Source organism: Natrinema ejinorense, assembly GCF_002494345.1.
Classification (GTDB): Archaea; Halobacteriota; Halobacteria; order Halobacteriales; family Natrialbaceae; genus Natrinema; species Natrinema longum.
Window position 1 is genome coordinate 3,660,198 of record NZ_NXNI01000001.1, and the last position, 15,606, is coordinate 3,675,803.

The 15,606-nt window shown below is 66.6% G+C and carries 11 protein-coding genes; 10 read left to right on the forward strand and 1 reads right to left on the reverse strand.

Going from position 1 to position 15,606, the window contains the following annotated elements; all coding sequences use genetic code 11:
• The first annotated feature begins 2 nt into the window (after positions 1-2).
• The 10 genes from CP557_RS17915 to CP557_RS17960 all read left to right on the forward strand — a co-directional run bounded on the left by CP557_RS17915 (position 3) and on the right by CP557_RS17960 (position 13,096).
• Positions 3-1,031: a phage late control D family protein gene (locus CP557_RS17915; RefSeq protein WP_097381166.1), complete on the forward strand. Its 1,029-nt coding sequence runs from the start codon at positions 3-5 to the stop codon at positions 1,029-1,031.
• Positions 1,028-1,762, forward strand: coding sequence for a phage baseplate assembly protein V (locus tag CP557_RS17920; RefSeq protein WP_097381167.1), 735 nt, complete (start codon positions 1,028-1,030; stop codon positions 1,760-1,762). The genes CP557_RS17915 and CP557_RS17920 overlap by 4 nt, the downstream gene beginning before the upstream one ends.
• An 11-nt stretch (positions 1,763-1,773) precedes the next feature.
• Positions 1,774-2,064 (forward strand): PAAR domain-containing protein, encoded by a 291-nt coding sequence (locus CP557_RS17925; RefSeq protein WP_097381168.1) that lies wholly within the window; start codon positions 1,774-1,776, stop codon positions 2,062-2,064.
• A 3-nt stretch (positions 2,065-2,067) separates the two neighbouring features.
• Positions 2,068-2,466, forward strand: a complete 399-nt coding sequence (locus CP557_RS17930; protein ID WP_097381169.1) for a GPW/gp25 family protein — start codon at positions 2,068-2,070, stop codon at positions 2,464-2,466.
• Entirely contained in the window at positions 2,463-5,669 is a 3,207-nt protein-coding gene (locus CP557_RS17935; protein ID WP_097381170.1) for a putative baseplate assembly protein, read from the forward strand. The genes CP557_RS17930 and CP557_RS17935 overlap by 4 nt, the downstream gene beginning before the upstream one ends.
• A gap of 69 nt (positions 5,670-5,738) precedes the next feature.
• Positions 5,739-7,709: a putative baseplate assembly protein gene (locus CP557_RS17940; RefSeq protein ID WP_211290258.1), complete on the forward strand. Its 1,971-nt coding sequence runs from the start codon at positions 5,739-5,741 to the stop codon at positions 7,707-7,709.
• A gap of 3 nt (positions 7,710-7,712) precedes the next feature.
• Positions 7,713-9,917 carry a phage tail protein gene (locus CP557_RS17945; protein ID WP_097381172.1) on the forward strand — a complete coding sequence of 735 codons (2,205 nt, stop codon included), beginning with the start codon at positions 7,713-7,715 and terminating at the stop codon, positions 9,915-9,917.
• Positions 9,918-10,051: 134 nt separating this feature from the next.
• A complete protein-coding gene (lpdA, locus tag CP557_RS17950; RefSeq protein ID WP_097381173.1) occupies positions 10,052-11,518 on the forward strand; it encodes a dihydrolipoyl dehydrogenase in 1,467 nt (488 codons plus the stop codon).
• 99 nt (positions 11,519-11,617) lie between these two features.
• On the forward strand, positions 11,618-12,247 hold the full coding sequence (locus CP557_RS17955; RefSeq protein WP_097381174.1) for a protein-L-isoaspartate(D-aspartate) O-methyltransferase: 630 nt from the start codon (positions 11,618-11,620) through the stop codon (positions 12,245-12,247).
• Between the two features lie 78 nt (positions 12,248-12,325).
• Positions 12,326-13,096: a protein-L-isoaspartate O-methyltransferase family protein gene (locus tag CP557_RS17960; RefSeq protein ID WP_097381175.1), complete on the forward strand. Its 771-nt coding sequence runs from the start codon at positions 12,326-12,328 to the stop codon at positions 13,094-13,096.
• A gap of 375 nt (positions 13,097-13,471) precedes the next feature.
• On the opposite strand, the gene CP557_RS17965 is transcribed toward CP557_RS17960, so the two are convergent.
• Positions 13,472-15,580, reverse strand: a complete 2,109-nt coding sequence (locus tag CP557_RS17965; protein WP_097381176.1) for a bacterio-opsin activator domain-containing protein — start codon at positions 15,578-15,580, stop codon at positions 13,472-13,474.
• Positions 15,581-15,606 lie beyond the last annotated feature (26 nt).

Here is a 15,606-nt window from a genome sequence, read left to right on the forward strand (position 1 = left end):
TCATGAGTACCGGAACGAACATCCAGCCGCGGTACTCGCCGCGGTTCAAGGTCGACGTCGGCGACGCGAAGTTTCAGGAGCCCGGCGGCCGGATCGCGGATCTCGTCGTCGAAACCACCCTCGACGGTGCGGACCGGTTCTCGTTCACGCTGAACTTCCCCTTCGACGAGGAACTCGGCGAGTTCAGCGGGTTGACCTGGGACGATTTCGCGGTCGGGACGGACGTCGAGATCGCGATGGGGTATGGCGGCGATGGGACGCTGACGCCGCTTTTGACGGGATCGATCCGATCGATCAACGCCGAGTTCACGACCGACCGGGGGCCGTCGGTCACCGTCTCCGGCTACGGACTGCTCTGGGAGCTCATGCAGGGGACCCGGTCGGACTCGTGGTCGGAGACGACGGTCGGGACTGCGGTCGAAGACGTGCTGTCGTCGTACCCGTTTTCGACCGTCGACGTCTCCGATGCGTCGATCAAACGTGAGAAGCTGATCCAGGACAACCAAAGCGACTACCGGTTCGTTCAGAGGGTGGCCGAGACCTACGGGTTCGAGTTCTACGCCGAACGGGACACCGTCCGGTTTCGGCCGCGCTCCGCGAAAGGCGACGGCGAGGGGCCGGTCGCCGAACTGTGGTACGGCGAGGCGCTTCACGACTTCTACGCGGAGATCACGCGCCGAGAGCAGGTCGACCAGGTGGAAGTCCGGAGCTGGGACGAACAGAACAAATCCGAGATCGTCGCCACTGCCGGCAGCACGAACGCGAAACACAAGGAGGTTTTCAGAGTACAAGCCATGTCACGGGACGAAGCGGAACGGGTCGCCGAAACGAAGCTGAACCGATTCTCCGACGGCGTCGCCACCGGTCACGGTGAGGCCGACGGAACGCCGGACATCAGGGCCGGGAGCGTCATTACACTCGAGGAACTCGGCGGTCGCTTCTCGGCGGATTACTACGTGACCGAAGCGACCCACCGGATGGGGAGTGCCGGCTACCGAACCTCCTTCGAGGTAACGGAGGTATCGACGTGAACCCCGCCGGCTTCATCGACGACGGCGCGGGCGACGGCGGGATCGATGGCGTCGCCGTCGGTATCGTCACCGACAACGAGGATCCGAAGGATCTCGGGCGTGTAAAACTCCGGTTCCCGTGGCGGGATGCCGACGACGAGAGCCACTGGGCTCGGATCGCGACCGAGATGGCGGGGGCGGAGTATGGCACGTACTTCCTGCCGGAGATCGACGACGAAGTGCTGGTCGCGTTCGAGAACGGCGACATTCACAAGCCGTTCGTCATCGGCTCGCTGTGGAACGGGAAACAGAAACCGCCGCGGAAAAACGGCGACGGGAACAACGACGTGCGAGAGGTTCGATCCCGGAGCGATCACGTGATCGCGTTCGACGACGCCGACGACGGCAGCATTACGATTCGGACGACCGGCGGCAACGAGATCGTGATCGACGACTCGGGGAGTTCGGAGACGATCAGGATCCGCGACGACTCGAACGACAACAGCATCACGCTCGATTCCACCGGCGGGACGGTCGCGATCGACGCGAAGTCCGAGATCGAACTCTCGGCGTCGACGATCTCTCTCGATGGCAACTCGGTGAAGATCGCCGGCAAGAAGGGAGTTACACTCAAGGGCAAGGGTCCGGTCACCGTCGACAGCAAGGCGAAGCTCTCGCTGTCCGGATCGATGGTCACCGTCGACGGGACGGGAATGGTAAAAGTTAAAGGTAGTTTGATTACCTTGAATTAAGGTACAGAGAGATGCAACCTGCAGCGAGACTCGGCGACCAGACGGCACACGGGACGCCGCTGACCGGGACCTCGAGCCCGAACGTCCTGATCGGGAAGCGACCCGCGTGGCGAGCGCTCGCGGACGTGCATACGTGTCCGCTCACCACCGGCCCGGTCCCTCACGTCGGCGGCGTCGTCACCAAGGGGAGTACGAGCGTGTTGATCAACAAGATGCCCGCCGCGAGGCTGGGCGATACGATCGTCGAGAGCGGCCCGCCGAATACGATCGTCAGCGGGTGTCCGACGGTGATGATCGGCTAACCCATGTCCGACGAGTTCCTCGGAACGGGATGGGCGTTCCCCGTCGAGACGGATGCTCGAGGATCGGTTCGAACGGCCGACGCCGAGGACGACATTCGGGAGTCGATCCGGCTCATTCTCGGGACTGCAAAGGGCGAGCGAGTCATGCGTCCGGAGTTCGGTTGCGAGATCCACGACCACGTGTTTTCGGCGGCGACGCCGGCGACGCTGAACTTACTCGAGAGTAGCGTTCGAGAGGCGCTCGTCCAGTGGGAGCCCAGAATCGACGTCGAGGACGTCACCGCCAGAACGGACGACGAGAACCCGAACAAGGTCCTCATCGAGATCGAGTACCAGGTTCGGACGACCAACAGCCTATCGAACATGGTATACCCGTTCTACATTACGGAGGGTGATGGATGAGCGGCCAGCCGGTCGTCGACGACAGGGATCAGGAGGCGCTTTACGCGGAGTTACAGCGACTCGCGGATCAGTATACCGACTCGTGGGATCCGGGGACCGACGACAACGCTACCGTTCTCCTGCGGATCTTTTCACAACTCGGGGCGGACGTCATCCGACGACTGAACGACGTACCCGCGAAACACCGGATCGCGTTCCTCGACGCCCTCGGGTTCGACAGACGACCGCCACAGGCCGCACGGCTCCCGCTGACCTTCGAGGTGTCGACCGACATCGATCGCAACGTCGCGATCCCCGGCGGGACGCAGGCGGTGGCGGAACCGGGCGACGGAGCCACACGGATCTTCGAGATTCCACAGGACGAGGGCTTCGAGGCGACCGGCGCGTCGCTGACGGACGCGATCGCGATCGATCCCGCCGACGATCGAATCGTCGATCACGGCACCATCCGAACCGCAGACGAGCCCGTCGAACTGTTCACCGGCGAGAACGTCCAGGAGCACGTCCTCTATCTGGCCCACGACGACCTCCTCAATCTCGAGGCGGGATCGCCGATCACGATCACGGCCGAGACGACGCCCGATAGCCCGCTCCCGGAGACCGGCCTCGTCTGGGAGTACTACGGCGAGGACGACGAGACGGAGGGATGGCACCCCCTCGAGGAGCGGACCGACGACGAGTCGGCCGACGACGACCCGGGGCTCGATGCGCTTCAGGAGCGGCTTCAGTCGGGTTCGTCCGGGCGCTCGACCGACGACGGTCGGATCGAGCGGGAGTTTCGACTTCCCGGAAAGACCGTCCAACACGCCGTCGACGGCGTCGAAAGCCGCTGGTTGCGATGTCGGATCGCCGACGACGATCCCGATCCCGAGGCGTTCTCCCTGCGGCTGCGATCGATCTCGGCCAGCGTCGGTCGGGACACGCGTGATGGCGGTCTCACGCCCGATTCCCTGCTGTCGAACGACGTGCCGCTCTCGACGGACGAGGGTGATATCCGGCCGCTGGGCAGACTGCCACAGCCGCCGTCGACGTTCTACGTCGCCTCCGAGGAGGCCTTTACGAAGCGAGGTGGCATCGTCGAGGTACGGTTCGATCCGCCCGCCGAACCCGATGCAGATCCGAACGATGACGATTTCGATGACGTGACCGACGCCGACGCCGTAACCGACGTCGACGCCATCGACGGGGTCGATATCGGCGCAGGGGGCGACGAAACGGACGCGTCACCGGCCGCGGGCGTCGGGGTGCTCGACGGGCCACCGGCGCTTTCCTGGGAGTACTGGACCGGCAGCGGCTGGAGCCGGCTGACCGTCCTCGAGGACGAGACGAACGCGTTGCGAAGCGCCGGCCACGTTCGCTTTACCGTCCCCGAGGACATCGAACCGACGTCGGTGTCCGGTCACGAAAACGTCTGGATCCGCGTCCGGCTGGTTAGCGGGAACTACGGCCAGCCGTCGTTCGGCGTCACCGACGCCGGAACGCGGGGATCGCTCGTCGACTCGCCGGACCCGCCGCGGTTCGGCGACGTCTCGATCCAGTACGACCGCGGGCGGCAACCGTTCGAGCGGATCCGGACGAAGAACAACGGCTCCATCAGCGACGACCTCGCCCAGCGGGAGGGGGCGTTGACCCCCTTCGTGGAGCTTTCGGACGAGACCCAGACGTTGTATCTCGGCTTCGACGAGCCGCTTCGCGATGGTCCGCTCACGTTCTTCGTTCCGATCGAGGACGTCACCTATCCCCGCTCGTTCGATCCCGGCATGCGCTGGGAGTACTGCGAGGATCCGACGGCCGACGAGTGGTCGAAACTCACCGTTCAGGATCGGACCGGCGGATTGACCGAACGAGGGATCGTCAGGCTCACCCTCCCCGAGCCGACGACCGCGTTCGACCGCTTCGGGCGGCAGTGTCACTGGATCCGGGCCCGCGTCACCCAAGACGAGTTCGACCGCCGCTCGGGGTCGGCACGGTCGAGTGCAGCCGCCGACCGGCAACGCGAACGGACGACGGCCCCGCCGACGCTCGAGGGGCTGTATCCCAACACGCAGTGGGCCTACAACACCCGGACGATCGAAGACGAAGTTCTGGGCTCGAGCGACGGCTCGCACGACCAATCCTTCGACTGTGCGCACGCGCCGGTCATCGATCTCGACCTGTGGGTCGAGGAGTCCGCGACGCTGTCGACCGGCCAACGGCGCGAGCTTCTGACCGAACGCCCCGACGACGTTCGACGCGTCACCGACGCGGGCGGCGACGTGACGGAGTGTTGGGTCCGCTGGCAGCAGGTCGCTGACTTTCTGGAGTCGGAGCCGTCGGATCGCCACTACGTCGTCGACAGGATCGACGGCACCGTCAGCTTCGGCGACGGAAACCGCGGGCGGATCCCGCCGTCCGGGCAGGGGAACATCACGGTGACGTATACGACCGGGGGCGGCCGCGACGGCAACGTCGCAGCCGACACGATCACGGACCTGAAGAGTTCGATTTCGCTCGTCGAGGACGTCTCGAATCCGAAACCGGCCGATGGCGGTGCCGACGCCGAGTCCATGGACGCCCTCGTGTCACGCACCACGGGCCAGCTCAAACATCGGGGCCGTGCAGTCACTCCGTCGGACTACGAGCGGGTCGCCACCGCGGAGTTCCGAGAACTGTCGAAAGTCAGGTGCAACCCCGACGGGGGTGCCGACGGGGACGCTGGCGGCGTCACGCTCCTGATCGTTCCCCACGCCCGGCGGGAGAAACCCGTGCCGTCGATGGAACTCAAACACCGCGTCCGCGACGCGTTGCGCGAACGCGCGCCCGTCTCGTTGGTCGAATCCGAGGGGTCCCGGATCGTCGTTCGCGGCCCGCAGTACGCGGCGGTATCGGTTTCCGTCACCGTGTACGTGGCCGACAGTACGAGCGTCTCGCTGCTCAAGGGGGCCATCGAGGAACGCATCGACGACTACCTCCACCCGCTCGACGGGAACGGGGGGGAGGGGTGGTCGTTCGGCCAGGCGCCGTCGACGGACGCACTCTACGATACCGTCGACGGAACCGACGCCGTCGCCGACGTGGTCGAACTCGGTGCGACGATCGACGTCGCCGGCGAACAGACGTCGCTGGCCGGCCGCGACGCGCCGCCGACGCTTCCGCCGGACGCGCTCGTCTGCAGCGGTGCCCACGAGGTGACCGTCACGATGGGGGGTGACGACTCGCCGTGATCGACGCGAGCCGACGAGAACCGGCCCGGAAACCGAACCGCGGTCGCGATCGACGACTCCAGGGGGGCGATCGCCGTGGGCATTGACGTTCCGGAGCTCGACGACAGATCCTACGAGGAGATCCTGAGCGAGGCCACCAAACTGATCCCGGCCTACGCCGAGGAGTGGACCGACCTCAACCCGCACGATCCCGGTGTGACGATCCTCGAGATGTTGGCCTGGCTGACGGAGACGTACGTCTACCAGCTCGACCGGGTGACCGACGACCACCGCGAAAAGTATCTCGCGTTGATGGGTGAGCGCCGACGACCGCCGACACCGGCGTCGACGCGGTTGCGATTGGACCTGCCCGACGACGCGGGCTGGGCACGCATCCCGGCCGGGACGCGCGTCTCGGTCGCCGACGCCGACGATGCCGACACGAGCTATCGGTTCGAGACCGACCACGCGATCACCCTGACGGCGGCGACGCTCGAGCGCGTCCTCACGGTCACCGGCTCGGGCCGGACCGACAACACCCACGCGAACCGGACCGGCGGGATGTTCTACCGGGCGTTTGGCGACGAGGCTGCCGACGGCGACGCGTTCTATCTCGGCTTCGACGCCGACCCGTTCGCCCACGCTCGAACGCTCACCCTGACCGTCAGCTACCACGACGACGACCTCCCGGAGCCGGCGACGCACGGCTCGATCGAGCCGTCGTTCGAGCCCTCCGTCGAACCGGTCTGGGAGTACCGCGACGAGAACGACGGTTCGTGGCGACGACTCGCCGTCGCGGCCGACGGCACGAACGCGTTCTATCGGGGCGGGCCGATCACGCTGGCCCGTCGTCAGGACGGGCCAGCGACCGCGAGCAACGCAACGGGTCCCGAACCGCCGGCCGACGTCGGGTCGTCGGGGCAAACATGGCTTCGCTGTCGTCTCGAGACGGCCGGACACGAGATTCCGCCGCAGTTCGACGCGATCGAATCGAACGTCGTCTCGGTTAGCCACCGGGAGTCGGTGACCGGCGAGGAACTGACGCAGGTCGGCCACCTCGAGGAGGCGCCGGCGCTCGACGGGCAGACCTACGCCTTCGAGCGGTCGCCGGTGCTCTCGGCGACGGTGTTCGTCGACGGGCAGCGGTGGCAGGAGGTGTCCGATTTCGACGCGTCCGGCCCCGACGATCCCCACTTCGTCCTCGATCGGGAGGCGGGGACCGTGACGTTCGGCGATGGTGCTGCGGGACGCGTTCCATCCGCCGCTGGCACCGTCCGTGCCGACTACGTCGCCGGCGGCGGTGCGGACGGGAACGTTCCGGCTACGACGGTCTGGCATCTCTCCGATCCCGACCGCTCGCTCGAGGGGCCGGTCGACGCCGCCGATATCGAAGTGGACCCGATCGACGGGGCGACCGGCGGTGCCGACGGGGAGACGATCGCGGACGCGCTCGACCGCGTCCGGCGCGACCGGCGGCTCCCCTATCGGGCCATCACCGCCGACGACTACCGCTACGTCGCCGCGCACACGCCGGGACTCAGGATCGGCCGGACGAACGTGCTCGTCGAGGACGGCGAAATCACCGTCGTCGTCGTTCCCTTCGCACCGCCGGACGTGGGGACGCCGGAACCGAGCCAGGGATTCCTGCGTGCCGTCCGTCGGCACGTCGGGGAGCGAAAGCTCCTGAGCGATCGGGTGGACGTGATCGGGCCACAGTACGTCGGCCTCGAGATTTCGGTCGCCGGGCGCGCCAGAGCCCGATACGCCGGTGGCGGCCACGACGTCGCCGTTCGGACGGCGATCGAGGAGTTCGTCCATCCCCTGATGGGCGATGGGGGGGACGGATGGCCGTTCGGCCACACGTTACACCGCTCGGAACTGGTCGATCGGATCGCGGACCTCGATGCGATCGATCGGGTGAGCGAGGTGACGATCACCGCACACGGCGGTGCGACGGTCGACGACGGGAGCGTCCGTATCGACGACACCTCGTTGTTCGCCGTCGAAGACGTCACGACGAACCTCTCGATCCGAACCGGCTCGAGCGATGGAGGTGGATAACGAATGGACTTTTCGTACGCGACGACGACGAGTACCGCGGATTGGACGGAGTGGGTCGGCCGGAACGTCGACGTCCGCGATGAGGGTCTCGGACTGGCGACGACGGCCGCGATCGAACGGACGACGATCGAGGACGGCGTGGTCGACGTAGCGATGGACCCGAGTGGCGACCTGTATACGCTTCGTTCGTCGGGCGCACTGTATCGACACGACCCGGCGGCGGATCTCACCCAGCGCCTGTGGACTCGCTCCGACGGCGACGTCGCCGACCCCAGCGCGCTCTGTGTCGACGACGATCGGGTTTTCATCGTCGACCGTGACGACGGCTCCATCACCGTCGTCTCACCCCGACTCCAGCGGACGATCGGGACCATCGAGACCGATGCGACCGATCCGATCCGCGTCGCCCACGCGGGAGGACTGCTCTATCTGCTCGACGACGTCGGTCGGGTACAGACCGTCGGGCGGGACGCCGAAATCGACCTGGCGATCGACTGGTGGCTCGTCGAGCCGACCGACCTCGCCGTCGACGCCGACGGTCGCGGGTACGTCCTCGATCGCAACGATGGCGACCCGGTTATTCGGTCGTTCGGTGACGGGGACGATCACACCGACGGCGGGTTTCCGATCACGAGCGGCGAGTTCGTCGCCGGGGCCGGCGCGTTCTCCCCGACCGCGCTCTCGGTGGTCGATGGAACGCTCTTCGTCGCCGGCCGACTCGAGAACGGGGGGCCGGCCCTGTTCGAACGGGACGCCTCGTCGGACGCGTTTCGCGAGCGGTATCGGTTCAATCAGCCCTGTCGGACGCTCGTCGCACGACCCACCGCACCCGACGATCGACGGGAGTTCTACGCGGCCTGTGGGCCGAACGGGCGGGGGACGCTCCTTCGGGAACGACGACGCCACGCGCGACATCCCAGACGGGAGCGCCACGTCGGCGAGGCGTTCCATCGATACGACTCCGGGACGGACGATACCGAGTGGCACCGCCTCGCGATCCGGCTCTCCCAGCTAACCGCGAGTACGCAGGTCCGCGTTCGCTACCTCGCGACGAACCGACCGATGCCTCGCGAGGTCGGAATCGGGGATCTCGAGGCGATGCCGGCAGACGCCGTCGACAGCGTCCGCGAGCTGGGTGTGTCGTCGGCGTGGGAACTCGCCAGTGCCGACGTCGACCGCCTCGTCTCGGGGTGTCCCGACCGTTCCCGTGGGGACGTTCGGGCGTGGCGGACCGGGGCGATCGACGCGCTCGCGGCCCACGCCGAGGCCGACTGGACGACCGTCGACTCGCTGAATCCCGACGACGTCTTGCTGTCCGACGCCGTCGGCCGGTACCTGTTCGTTGCGCTCGAACTCGACGGGAGTCCGCGGTCGTCGCCACGGGTCGATTCGATCACCGCCTTCTGTCCCCGTCAGACGTACCTCCGATATCTCCCGGAACTCTACCAGGAGGACGACCGTTCGGCCGCGTTCCTGGAGCAGTACCTGTCGGTGTTCGAGTCCGCCTTCGTCGATATCGAGACGGCGATCGAGGATATGGGGCGGTATTTCGACCCCGAGGCGGTTCCCAGCGACGCTCTGTCGTGGCTCGAGCAGTGGCTCGCCGTCGAGCCCGACGGCGACTGGCCGGAGGACGCACGGCGGGAACTGCTCGCTCGGGCGCCGGAGCTGTACAGACAACGCGGCACGAAGGCGGGGCTCCGGGCGATGCTCGTGCTCTATCTCCGCTATGCGGGTTCGGAGTCGACGGCCCGTTCGTCGGCGGCGTCGGCCGACGACGATGACGGTGTTTCGCCCGATGGGAGCGGCCCGGCAGCGCCGACGGCGGCCTCCGACGGGGGCGACGGGACCGTCGGCGATACGCCCTCCGGCCACCGACTGTTCTTCTTCGACGACGGCGACCTCGAGTGTATCGATCGACAGACGCTTCGCCGTGAGTACCCACTCCCCGAGTCGAGCCCGCAGTCGTTCGTCGTGTTCTGTGGTCCGTTCGAAACGGACGACGAACGCCGGACGGTCGAGCGGATCGTTCTGTCGGGGAAACCGGCACACGTGACCGCGGACGTCGTCGAAATCGACGACGAGTTAACTCTCGACAGCGACACGTTTCTGGGGGTCAACAGCCGGCTGACCGCCCGCGAGTTCTCGCTCGGCGAGACGACCCTCGGCGAGGACACGGTGTTGACCGCTCGAGAGGGGTCCGAGTAGCCGGTCGACGCTGAGGGTGCGTTTTACGGGGCGGTTTCGACTGCCGTCGTGTCCGGGAGGCTCCGGCTGTGATCGGTTCCCACCGCGCTCGGCAAGGGGTATTTACAGGAGCCTTCAGCCCGTTGGGACACGTAATGGTCGTCGGAGATGTCACCACTGGAACGGACGTACTGGTCGTCGGCGCGGGCCCAGCAGGCTACGTGGCCGCGATTCGCGCCGGACAACTCGATCTGGACGTTACGCTCGTCGAGAAAGACGCCTACGGGGGTACCTGCCTGAACCACGGCTGTATCCCCTCGAAAGCGCTGATAACCGCAACCGACGTGGCTCACGACGCCGCCAGCGCGGAAGCGATGGGGATCCACGCCGATCCCGCGATCGATCTCGCCGGGATGATGGACTGGAAAGACGGCGTCGTCGATCAGCTCACGAGCGGCGTCGAGAAACTCTGCAAAGCAAACGGCGTCAACCTGCTCGAGGGGACCGCCCGCTTCGCGGACGAGACCACCGTCCGCGTCTCCCACAGCGGCGAGGGTCAGGGTTCGGAGACCCTCGAGTTCGAACACGCCGTTATCGCGACCGGCTCGCGCCCCATCGAGATCCCGAACTTCGAATACGGGGACGACCCGGTCCTGAACTCGAAACAGGCGCTCGCTCTCGAGTCGGTCCCCGACTCGCTGGTCGTCGTCGGCGCCGGCTACATCGGGATGGAACTCGCCGGCGTCTTCGCCAAACTCGGGACCGACGTGACCGTCATCGAGATGCTCGACTCGATCCTTCCGGGGTACGACGACGACCTCAAACGCCCCGTCAAAAAGCGAGCGGAAAACCTCGGGGTCGACTTCGAGTTCGGCTACACCGCGTCGGACTGGAACGACCGTGACGGCGAAGACGGGATCCGAGTCGTCGCGGAGCCGGCCGACCGGGCCGAAGCCGATGGCGGCACGGAGCAAGTCGCGGACGAACGCCTCGAACTCGACGCCGAGAACGTGCTCGTGGCCGTCGGCCGCCAGCCGGTCTCGGACACGCTCGACCTCGAGGAGGCCGGCGTCGAGACCGACGAGCGCGGGTTCATCGATACAGGTCCCCACGCTCGGACGAACGTCGACCACATCTTCGCCGTGGGTGACGTCGCCGGCGAACCGATGCTCGCCCACAAAGGCAGCGCGGAGGGGAAAGTCGCCGCCGAGGTAATCGCCGGCGAACCCGCGGCCCTCGATCACCAGGCCATTCCTGCGGCCGTCTTCACCGACCCCGAAATCGCTACCGTCGGGATGACCGAATCCGAGGCCGAGGACGCCGGCTTCGAGACCGTCACCGGTCAGTTCCCGTTCCGTGCTAGCGGTCGTGCGCTGACGACCGGCGACTCCGAGGGCTTCGTCAAGGTCGTCGCCGACGACGCGGACGGCTACGTCCTCGGTGCCTCGATCGTCGGCCCCGAGGCCTCGGAACTGGTCGCCGAACTCGGCCTCGCGATCGAACTCGGCGCGACCCTCGAGGACGTCGCTGCGACGGTCCATACGCATCCGACGCTCTCGGAGTCGGTAATGGAGGCCGCCGAGAACGCGCTCGGGCACGCGATTCACACGCTGAATCGGTAACACGCCGCCTCTCGAGGCTCGCTCTCGCCGTCTGCCCGACCGGTCTGCGGGTTCCGCCCGACAGTATACCGTCCTCGAGGTCGTATTCGACTCCGAGCGATGTCCGACAGCTACGAGACCCCACGGCAGCGCATGGTCGAGACCGTCGCACCCCGCGTCGACGACGACCGCGTGCTCGAGGCCCTGGAAGCGGTTCCCCGCCACGAGTTCGTTCCGCCGACCCGCCGGGAGAGCGCCTACGCCGACCGGCCCCTGCCGATCGGCGACGAACAGACGATCAGCGCGCCCCACATGGTGGCGATCATGGCCGATCTGCTCGCGGCCGATCCCGGCGACGACGTCCTCGAGATCGGCACCGGTTGTGGCTATCACGCGGCCGTCACGGCCGAGGTAGTCGGCGGCGAGAACGTCTATACGGTCGAATACAGCGAGGCGCTGGCCGAACAGGCACGAGAGACCCTCGCGGCCCTGGGGTACGACGGCATCTCGATTCGCGTCGGCGACGGCCGCGAGGGGTGGCCCGAGAACGCGTCCTACGACGCCGCCTATGCCACCTGTGCGATAGCCTCGATTCCCGATCACGTCGTCGACCAGCTCCGCGCTGGCGGCCAGCTACTCGCGCCGATCGGGACGGCTCGCCAGACGCTCGTCACCGCCATCAAAAGGCCGGACGGCTCCCTCGAGCGGACCGAACACGGCGGCGTTCGGTTCGTCCGAATGCGCGGGTAATCGTCCCTCGCGCGAGACGCCAGCGGGAGCCGATCGCGCAAGCGCGCCATTGATAACGGCCGCCGCGATAGCTGGCGTATGGACCTCGCGGTACTGCGAGCGGATATGGTCGACGGCCTCGAGTCCCCGCCCAGAGATATCCTCGCGGACGAGGCTGTCGCGATCTCGATGCGTGACGTGCCACGCCACGCCTTCGTCGACGACGAGCGGACCGCCTACGCGGACCGTGCACACGAAGCCCTCGGAACCCGCGTGCTGGCGCCGCGGACGGTCGCCCGCCTCCTCCAGGCGCTGGCCCTCGAAGACGACGACACGGTGTTGATCGTCGGCGCTGGCGTCGGCTACACGGCTGCCGTCGCGGCCGAAATCGTTGGCGAGACGAACGTCCACGCCGTCGACATCTCCCGCCCGCTGGTCGTCGAAGCCCGTGGAAACCTCTCCGAATCGGGCTACGACGGCGTCCTCGTCGACTGCCGCGACGGCGCGAACGGATTTCCGGAATACGCGCCTTTCGACCGCATTCTGCTCGAGGCAGCCGCCGTCGAGCCGCCGCGGGCGCTGCTCGAGCAACTCGCCGAGGACGGGCGACTGGTGTTTCCACGTGGCACGCACCAACAGCGACTCGAGGCGGTTTCGGCCGACGGCGAGATCGAGCAGTTCGACGCCGTGTCCCTCGACCCGCTGCTGGTCGAGGGGGAACAGTCGGGGGCCGTCGAGCGGAATCGAACCGCACGCGAGGATCACGAGCGGGCCCAGCGGCGCGCGGAGTCTCGCCGCGGCTGGGAACAAGACTGGATCGAGTGGGAGGAGGCGATCGGGGGCCAGTCCCGGCGAGGCCGATCACGCTAGGGTCGTGTCTCTGCGTTGCTCTCTCCGGAAATCGAGGATGCGTCTGCGTGTGTCGAGCAACGGCCGGTTCCGTTAGCGTACGGAAAGGGGGTGGGGGAAAGGGGGTGGCGACAGTCTGCTTGGTATCGCCACCTCGGTGTAGGAACCGGCGGGGGTTAAAAATGACTTCTAACTGTTTACCGTCTTTCGAACTACACCACTAATTGATTAGTACGTGTTCGACTACTGCCGGTAGCGAATAGCCGTCGGAAACGGCCATCGGCTCGAGCCGTGTGCAGTGTCGTTCGATAACGGGATGTTCGTGCCCCAACCGCTGTCGGCCTCCGTGGGGACGGCACTGCCGCAGAACCTCGCTCCGATATTTCAGCGACCGGTTCAGTCGAAGACCATCGTGACGAATTTCCGCTCGGCCGCGCGCAAGTGGTAGTGATACGTCGGCGGTGAGACGCCGAGTGCGTCCGCCAGCTCCTCACCGGTGCTCTCCCGTGGCCACTCGAAGAAGCCGCTGTAGTGGGCTGCTTGCAACGCTTCGAACTGTTTGTCGGTAAGCTCCTCCGCGAGCGCACTATCGAGTCTGTGTCCCGTCCGCGTCTTCGTCGTCTCTCGTTTGGCGACGAGCTCCGTTTCGGGATACGCCGCCCTGAGCGCCTCGATCAGTGACCGGGTTTCGACGCCCTGTGGCAGTTCGAGGGTAAGCGTCGATACACCGTCGGTGGCCGTCGCGTCCCGTATCTGTACGTCGTAGGTCCGTAACACGTCGAGAAACGGCGTCGACGGGACCGTCAGTTCGAACAGCGTTTCGTCGTCACCCTCGGAAATCACCGACAGGGTCTCGATCGAGGCCCACTCCGTTTCGAGGTCGGCGAGCGGGGCCGTCGCCGGCGCGTTGACGAACAGGAGGACGTCCGTCCCGCGATCGATGACGCCCTCGATCGTTATCGGGGCCGCTTCCGGGACCTGTTCGGAGAGTCGGTTGAGCAGTAGTCGTGAGTCCGCCACGGCGAGTTCGAGTTCGAGTCGGCTGTCGGACAGCATCGCCCGCGTTCGCTCGACCGACTGGATCGCGTGCCCGATCATGTCCCCGAGTTCGGCGAGGACCGCACGCTCGCTCTCCCCGACCGAATCGGCACCCCCGACGTGAACCAGCAACACGCCGTATCGTCGTTCGTCGGCGAGCAGCGGCACCCCGAGTACCGTCTGATAGCCGTAGGTCAGCGCCTCCTTGCGCCGGGTCGTCCAGCCGTCGGCCTCGAGGACGTCAGGGACCGTCCGTAGCTGTCCCGTCTCGAGGGTCTCACGGACCAGCGAGAGTTCGGGTGCGCGGTCCCCGTCCGCACGAACCGTGTCGATGTAGGCCGTATCGATCCCGGACCAGGCCGACGGCGCGGGCGGTTCGTCGTCGGTCGCGGCGATCCAGGCGAACCGATATCGATCCGTCTCGGCGAGACGGTCACACACCGTTTCTTCGATCGCCGCCCGTGTCGAGGCTTGCGCGATGCCGTGGGTAATCTCGCGAACGATCTCGTTCGTGTGATTGAGCCGCGTCAGTTCCTCGTTTTGCTGGGTGAGCGTCCGGTCGTGGTCACGGAGCAACTGCTCGCGTTCGGCTCGATCCAGCGCGGCTTCGGTGTTGGCTGCCAGAATGTGCAACAGCTCGATCATCGTCTCGTCGAATCCGTCGACGTCCTCACGGCCGGCGACCAGTACTCCGTGAGTCCCGAGCGGAACGATCAGCTCGCTTTGGCTCACCGTCTCCGAACTGTCGATGCCGTCCTCGCGCGCGAGGTCCTCGTAGTAGGCGCTCTCGCCGTCCGAGAACACCTCCCAGACCAGCCCCTCTCCACGCCCGAAAACGTCGTCCGGTGCCCCTAACTCGGTCGATCGTCGTACCGACGCGACGCGTTCGAGATTCCCGGCCGTCGGCTCGAACGCGTAGGCCGCGGCGACCGCGACGTCGGCGATCTTTCCCGCCGTCTCGACCGCTGACCGGTAGATCCCGTCTTTCGTCTCCGCCCGCATGAGTTCGCGCGTCGTCTCGTGTAACGTCGTCAGCGTCCGCTCGTAGCGTCGCTCGCTCTCCCGAAGCTCCGTTTCCGTCCGGTACTGCTCGACGGCGTTCGTGATCTGGTTTGCCAGCAACGCGTACTGCTCGTTTCCGGTTTCCTTCTGGAGATACTGCGTCACGCCCGCCGCGATCGCCTCGCTGGCGATCTCCTCCGACCCCCGCCCGGTAAAGAGCACGAAGGGGAGATCCGGATCGTCCGCACGAACGCGTTCTAACAATTCGAGTCCCGTCAGTTCCGGCATCTCGTAATCGCTGACGATACAGTCGACCTCCCGGCGCTCGAGTACCTCGAGTGCCTCCGCGCCGCCCGTCGCCGACAGGGAACCGATCGCCTCGCGCTCGCGCTCGAGCATCGTCCCGACGAGATCCGCAAAGCCGGGTTCGTTGTCGACGACGAGTACGGTGATGGGGTCCATCATGCTGAATCCTGCTGGTCGCTTGTCGA

Excerpts from the sequence above, each read along its gene's own strand:
- CP557_RS17915 (WP_097381166.1), top strand. The coding sequence starts at position 3 with ATGAGTACCGGAACGAACATCCAGCCGCGGTACTCGCCGCGGTTCAAG.
- CP557_RS17925 (WP_097381168.1), top strand. The coding sequence starts at position 1,774 with ATGCAACCTGCAGCGAGACTCGGCGACCAGACGGCACACGGGACGCCG.
- CP557_RS17930 (WP_097381169.1), top strand. The coding sequence starts at position 2,068 with ATGTCCGACGAGTTCCTCGGAACGGGATGGGCGTTCCCCGTCGAGACG.
- CP557_RS17935 (WP_097381170.1), top strand. The coding sequence starts at position 2,463 with ATGAGCGGCCAGCCGGTCGTCGACGACAGGGATCAGGAGGCGCTTTAC.
- CP557_RS17945 (WP_097381172.1), top strand. The coding sequence starts at position 7,713 with ATGGACTTTTCGTACGCGACGACGACGAGTACCGCGGATTGGACGGAG.
- lpdA (WP_097381173.1), top strand. The coding sequence starts at position 10,052 with ATGGTCGTCGGAGATGTCACCACTGGAACGGACGTACTGGTCGTCGGC.
- CP557_RS17955 (WP_097381174.1), top strand. The coding sequence starts at position 11,618 with ATGTCCGACAGCTACGAGACCCCACGGCAGCGCATGGTCGAGACCGTC.
- CP557_RS17960 (WP_097381175.1), top strand. The coding sequence starts at position 12,326 with ATGGACCTCGCGGTACTGCGAGCGGATATGGTCGACGGCCTCGAGTCC.
- CP557_RS17965 (WP_097381176.1), bottom strand. The coding sequence starts at position 15,580 with ATGATGGACCCCATCACCGTACTCGTCGTCGACAACGAACCCGGCTTT.